This is a genomic window from Olsenella sp. Marseille-P4559 (assembly GCF_900605015.1).
Classification (GTDB): domain Bacteria; phylum Actinomycetota; class Coriobacteriia; order Coriobacteriales; family Atopobiaceae; genus Tractidigestivibacter.
The window spans coordinates 66610-72609 of record NZ_LR027574.1; the positions used below are offsets into that span (position 1 = coordinate 66610).

The window sequence follows — 6000 nt, forward strand, 5'->3', positions numbered from 1 at the left end:
TCCTAGAAAATCCTGGTGCTAAATCCTAAAGACGGGTGTCGATCTGACTGGTAATCAAACAGGTCGATGTTTGTCAGCGCAAGCTCCACCGTTTTGGCGCAGTGTCGATCTGACTGGTAATCAAACTAAGTTACACCGCACCAGATGGATGGAGAGGATAACATAGTAAGTGGGAAGGCTCGACATGAAACGTAAATCCAGTTTTTAGCGAAGGGCCGTCTGCCGGGAGCAGTCGGTGACAACTAATACAAATGATGAGAAGCGTTTTGGAGCAGTGTCAATCTGACTGGTAATCAAACAGTAAAGGAGAAAGAAAAGACATGAGATCCGAATTAAAGGCAATCATGGAGGTCAGAGGCATTGACAAAGACGTTATGCAGCTCTTTAAGACTGGCATAGCGTATGGTTCGTCTGACCCTGATAGGAATCCTGGATATAGCTCATGGGGACCTATCCATAGCGTCTCGCTAGAAGACGGGCAGGATCTTGAAAAACGAATCACGCTCACCCGCGTGGCGTTACTCGGTGTGTTTGCGCTTGCTGTGAAAAAGAAATCCGGTGGAACAAAATACGTCACTGTTGAAGGAGACGGTTTCTTCTGGGCTATGGAAGTCGACCGTAAGCACGTCAAAGATGCTCAGCGCTTTGTCATGCAGGCCAAATCGATTATGGCTACAAGCTAGACCATGGCCATGCAGTCCAGGCATCGGTTTTGGCGCAGTGTCGATCTGACTGGTAATCAAACCGCGCGATCGTCGGCGGTGAGGTAGACTCCGTTCTCTCTGTTAGACCAAGATTGACCTACGCCCTCGCCTCCCAGTAGTCCCAGAGCGGCTGGGGCTCGTCGATGAGGGCGCGCCTCGTGTGCGCGTACCTGCCTGCTGCGAGCTGGCCCGAGAGGGTCTCCCTCCGGTCGGCGTCGGAGTGCCAGGCCTGCTCGAGCCAGCGGAAGCAGTCGAGGTAGCGGCCCAGCCACTTGGTCGAGACGCCGTGGAAGGGGGCGAGGAAGAGCCTGGGCCTCTGGCGCATGGCGTCCACGAGCCCGAGCCCGCCGCCCCTCGCGTCCCGGCCGGCGGTGGCGACGTGCTCGGCGACGCCGAGTGACGGGAGGATGCGCGCGTAGGAGGTGTGGTCGTCGGTCGAGACCCACGACCCGTCGACGACCCCCGCGAGCGAGCTGTTTTTTGTCAATAGCTCTTGAGCAGAAGGGGCTGCGGTGGGAATCCTGGACCGAGACGGGACCAGGGGGAGGACCGCATGCACGGCCAGGGGCAGAGGAGGCTCGCGACGGGGACCCTCATTGGATTCGACTGCAGCCACGCCGATGCCGCATCCGCGTCGGGCTTCCCCAGCCGGCGCACCCTAGGCATGTGGCGGAAGGGATGCGAGCCGGCTGGCGAGGTCCCCGTCGGCAGGGGCCGTCGCCGCAGACCCACGCACTCGGACGGGCGGGCGAAGGCCGCCGCAGCCCACTGCCTCGGACACGGGAAGGGCCCAGCCAGGACGATGCGGGCGCTGGGCTGCCCCAGGGGCGGGGAGGCGCCATGCGGGTGGGTAGGCGGGCGCGCGCCCGGCGGGCGCAGGAGGCGCGGCCCGAACCCCAAGGGGGGTCCCGTGCCGCTGGGGAAGGAGGTGTGTTTCGTCAACCTCTCGTTTCACAAAACAGCATCCGTTCGTTTCACACGTCAGCGTGAAGATTCTTCACGCACGAGCGTCGCCCTGGCACCAATCCTTTCTTCTCCTACAACTCCCCGCGCATGAGCGCGTGCTTGACCCTGTACGACTCCCTGTCGTAGGTGACGAGCCTGCCGTGGTGGACGATGCGGTCCATCATCGCCTTGGCCATGTCGTCGTCGGCAAGGATCTCGCCCCATCCGGAGAACTCGATGTTGGTGGTGAGGATGAGCGCGATCCGCTCGTAGCACATCGACACCACCCGGAACAGAAGCCTTGCCCCGTCGGGATCGGTGGGAAGGTACCCCCACTCGTCCAGGATGACGAGGTCGCACCTGCCGAGCCTCCTGAGCGCGTCCTGTGCCGTCCCCTCCTTGTTCGCACGCCCCAGCTCGCTTACCAGCTCCGCCGTCGACCAGAACGCGACTTTTCTGCCCTCTCCGCAGGCGAGCGGCCCCAAGGCTATCGCGGTATGGGTCCTGCCATTGCCTGGTCCCCCGAAGAGCACCAGGTCCTCGTGGGCGTCGATGAAGGCAAGCGAGGGCATGTCGTCCCTCGTGAAGCCGCGGGGAAACACGATCCCCGACCATTCGAAGCCATCGAGGCCCTTCTGCGAGGGAAAGCTCGCCTGCCGCTTGGGGCGCGCTATCCGGCTTTGGTGCCTGAGCGCGTACCCCCTTGCGAGCGCATCCTCGAAGAACGCGAACTGCCCATCGGTGGCCGTCTCGGCCACGTAGCGCATCGTCGCCTTCGACAGCAGGACGGAGCCACCCTCGCGCTCGGCGCGCTCCAGCCTCTCGTAGCGCGCATCGACCCTCTGCGGCAGCCTGGCCATCCCGATCGCCTCCCCCGAGCATGAAGCCGTCGTAGTCGGCGAGCCTGGTGCCCAGCTCGCGCGCCGCCTTGGCTCTGGTGCCTTGCGCGCGGATCCTGGCGCAGCACGTCTCGACATCGGCGGGGCGCATCTTGCTGGTGGCCCGCAGCGCCCCGGAGAACGCCTGGGCGGTGATCCCCACGCCATAGGCTTGTGCGAGCCTCGGGATCACCTCGACCCGGCCTTCCAGCTCGTCGGTCGCCATGGAGCCGAAGGCGTCCCTCGCATCCTCGTCGAACAGCGCGCACACGCTGGGCTGCGTGAGGGCGCGTGTCTTCATCGAAAGCGGTTCGAGCAGTGCCAGCGGGTCCTCGTCGGAGGTGAAGAGCTTGCCGGAGCGCCTGCGGTAGGTCCTTGGCGGCGTCCCGTCAGGGGCGTCCATCTCCACCGTGAAGGCGCGCACGCCCACCGTGAGCGAAACACATGCGAGTGAGGGTGACGCCAGGTGGCGATGGCAGCCGTCCAAGGTGATCCTTCCGTAGCCGTCGGTCGTGCACGACGCCCACTTGACGACGTCGAAGGGCTTTTTTGGGAGAGGCAGAAGATGCGCCTTGTCAACCTGGAAGGGGGCGGCCCAGCCGAGTCCCTTCTCGTAGTGGAGCTGCTCTTCGGAATGGGCGTCAAGCGTCTCGGCAAGCCCTCGGCTGTAGTCTCGAAGGTCGTCCGCCTCGGGCACGGGCACGAAGAGGTTCCTCCTGGTGCAGCCGACCTTGCCCTCGACGCTTCCCTTCCCCTTGCCGGCGTTCGGGTTGCAGAAGCGGGCCGTGAAGCCGTAGTGCAGCCTGAGCCGGCGGAAGAGGTCGGACTCCACGATCACGTCGCGCCACCTCCTCCCGGCCTCGGTGGCGTTGTCGAGCGCGATGACGGGGGGGACGCCCCCGATGTGCTCGAAGCAGTCCTTGAGCCCCTGGCAGACGCAGACGTCCTTCTCGTCCGCGAAGGCCTCGCACACCTCGTGGTCGGAGTACGGGAAGGACATCGGCAGGCAGTGCATCCTTGCCCTGCCGCCGCCGAGGGCATAATCGAAGTCGGCCTGCCCGAAGTCGGCCTGCATGGTGCCCGGGTCCCATCCGAGCCTCACCGACTCGCCCCTCGGCCCCTTGGAGCGAATCTCCTTCATGTAGCGCTGCACCGTGGAGTGGCTGCCGCTAAGGCCATGCTCCGCGCGCAGCCTCCCGAAGACGCGCCTGGCCGTGTGGCGCTGCTTGTGGTGGCAGTGGCGGTCCTCCTCGAGCGTCTCGCCGATGGGGGCCTTGTGGGGATCGAGCTCGCTCGGGTGCTCCGAGGCCTTGGGCCTTTGGGGCGAGAAGTCGTCTTCCTGAGCGTACTTCCTGATCGTTGGGTACGGCACTCCGAGGGTCCCCTTCACCTCCGTCGGCGTATAGCCATCCGCGAGCATGTCGCGCATCCTCTCTATCTGGGACATGTCCAGCATCTTCCTTTCCTGCCTCTCGACCCGTGGGTTGGGCCCTGCGAATCGAGCATGGCAATGTGTGCGGTGCCAGGACGTGTCCCCCTTGCCTATCTGTGAAACTTTTTCATGCTCACGAGTGAAAAGCCGCTCTGCTTTTTTGTGCAATTAGGAGGCTATCAAACACAGCCCGGGCGCGTGCGGCTCGGGCTGGACGTGCGCCAAGCCACCCCCGAGACAGCAAAAGAAGGGCTCTTCGTCACTTATGGTGGGTAGCACACCTGCATCCCCTTGAGAGTGTGGCCTCCGCACGGTAGGATTCGTCCCGATGGGAGGCTCCGTTCTGGAGGCGCGATATGGACGCACAGGCAGGGATACTCGCGCAGCCCTTCGAGAGGTCGATGGGCCTCGGCCCCGAGTGGAGGGTCGAGGACGTCTGGTTCGAGGGGCGCGACGGCGCCCCGGACGAGCTGCACGTGAGGGTCGGGAGGGTCCCTGTGTTTGATAGCCTCTGAGTTGCGGAATTGGGGGTGGTACCGGAAATCCGTACCAGACGATGGCGTCTGGAGGATGGCGCGTGCTCCCTTGGGCAGAGGACAAGGGCGGTCGAGCCCTACATCAAGTACGGCCTCAAGGCCACGGCAACCATACGGGAGCTCGGATGTCCCAGCCGCGCACAGCTGGTGAGCTGGCACGGGGAGTGGCAGGAGAACGGAGGAAGGCTCGCGGACCGCAGCCTCGGGCAATGCACGCTGGAGCAGAAGGGGGCCGCGGCCAGGCACTGCCTCACCCATGGGAGGTGCAACGCCTCCGCCAGGCGCGGGCTTGGATACCCCAAGTGCACGGCGAGGCTCGCCGGGCGGATCGACGGGTACGCGCCCGGCGAGAGAGGGGCGACGCAGCCCGGGGTGTTCGACGCGTCCGAGAAGGCCGCTGCCGCCAGGGCCCCGGCATCTCGGGCATCGTCCGCCCAGGAGGTCGCCGACCTGGTAGGATGTACGAGATCCGCGCTCTGCAAGTGGAGGCGCGGGCTGCTTGAGGAGGAGCCCCCGATGTCCGAAGGCCGCCCCAGCAAGCCTGCGCGGACGCGGGGAAGGTCGCCTGCGACCCAGGCGGGCACCGCCGCCCTCGAGGCCAGGAAGGCCGAGCCCGAGGCCGAGCCCGAGGGGCCCGGGCTCAGGCGCGACATCACGGAGGGTGCCCTCGAGGCCCTGGGGAAGGGGGCGGGCGCCGACCCGGCAAGCGAGCCCGCGAACAGGGAGAAGACCCTGCTGATCGGGTCCCCGCGCCCCAAACGGGGGCCGTGCGAGCCTCCCTCGGCGCCCGGGATGGCCCGGCCAGGCTACCAGTGCCAGCAGGGGGCGCCCCGCGCCCCCGACAGGGGCGAGGGGGGCCCGCAGGAGGATCTCGGGGGTCCTCGACGCCAATGACGGCACCTGCGGAAGGCGCCGCATCCACGACGGGCCCGAGGCGGGGGGCGAGGCCATCGGGGGGCGCAGGATCGCCCGCATCATGGCCGGGGAGGGGCTCGAGGCCCGGGGCAGGACGAAGCCAAGGCGGCGCTGCAGCCCCTGCGCGGGCGAGGTCACGGAACATCCGGGCGACAAGGTCAGGCAGGACCTTGCGGCGGGGCTTCCCAGCTTCCTGTGGCCCGCGGACGTGACGCAGTTCTCGGTCCCCGCCGGCAAGCCCTGCCTCTCCCCTGTCCCGGACTGCTCCGGCGGCTCCATCGTGAGCTGGGCGACGTCGACCTCGCCGAGCGCCGAGATGGCCGACTCGATGCCGGAAGCAGCCATCAGGCTTACCGGGCCCGGTGAGAGGGCCCACCTCGTCGTCCGCAGCGACTGCGGATGCCACCACCGGTGGCCCGGGTGGATATCGATCTGCGAGGAGGCGGGAGTCGTCCGCTCGATGTCGAGGAAGGGCAGCCCTCCCGACAACTCCCGCCTGGGGGGCCTCTTCGGCACCATGAAGAACGGGATGTCCTGCGGGAGGGACTGGGAGGGCGGCAGCCTGGAGGAGCTCGGGAAGAGGATCGATG

5 protein-coding genes and 1 pseudogene are annotated in these 6000 nt (G+C 66.1%); 3 read left to right on the forward strand and 3 right to left on the reverse strand.

All coding sequences use genetic code 11. The features are described 5' to 3' along the window. The first annotated feature begins 344 nt into the window (after window positions 1–344). Window positions 345–683, forward strand: a complete 339-nt coding sequence (locus E0E00_RS06530) for a hypothetical protein (RefSeq protein WP_130811751.1) — start codon at window positions 345–347, stop codon at window positions 681–683. Between the two features lie 118 nt (window positions 684–801). On the opposite strand, the gene E0E00_RS06535 is transcribed toward E0E00_RS06530, so the two are convergent. The 3 genes and pseudogenes from E0E00_RS06535 to istA all read right to left on the reverse strand — a co-directional run. Then, complete coding sequence (locus tag E0E00_RS06535; protein WP_130811752.1) at window positions 802–1191, reverse strand: hypothetical protein; 390 nt, start codon at window positions 1189–1191, stop codon at window positions 802–804. Between the two features lie 550 nt (window positions 1192–1741). Then, on the reverse strand, window positions 1742–2509 hold the full coding sequence (gene istB / locus E0E00_RS06540; protein ID WP_242622172.1) for an IS21-like element helper ATPase IstB: 768 nt from the start codon (window positions 2507–2509) through the stop codon (window positions 1742–1744). 625 nt (window positions 2510–3134) lie between these two features. Continuing rightward, window positions 3135–3983, reverse strand: a pseudogene (gene istA / locus E0E00_RS15355) (IS21 family transposase); the annotation flags it as partial. A 332-nt stretch (window positions 3984–4315) separates the two neighbouring features. Between istA and E0E00_RS14345 the strand changes: the two are divergent. Together E0E00_RS14345 and E0E00_RS06550 are read left to right on the forward strand one after the other, a co-directional pair. After that, window positions 4316–4474, forward strand: a complete 159-nt coding sequence (locus E0E00_RS14345) for a hypothetical protein (protein ID WP_165443588.1) — start codon at window positions 4316–4318, stop codon at window positions 4472–4474. Between the two features lie 15 nt (window positions 4475–4489). Continuing rightward, complete coding sequence (locus E0E00_RS06550) at window positions 4490–5389, forward strand: hypothetical protein (RefSeq protein WP_130811753.1); 900 nt, start codon at window positions 4490–4492, stop codon at window positions 5387–5389. The last annotated feature ends 611 nt before the right edge of the window (window positions 5390–6000 follow it).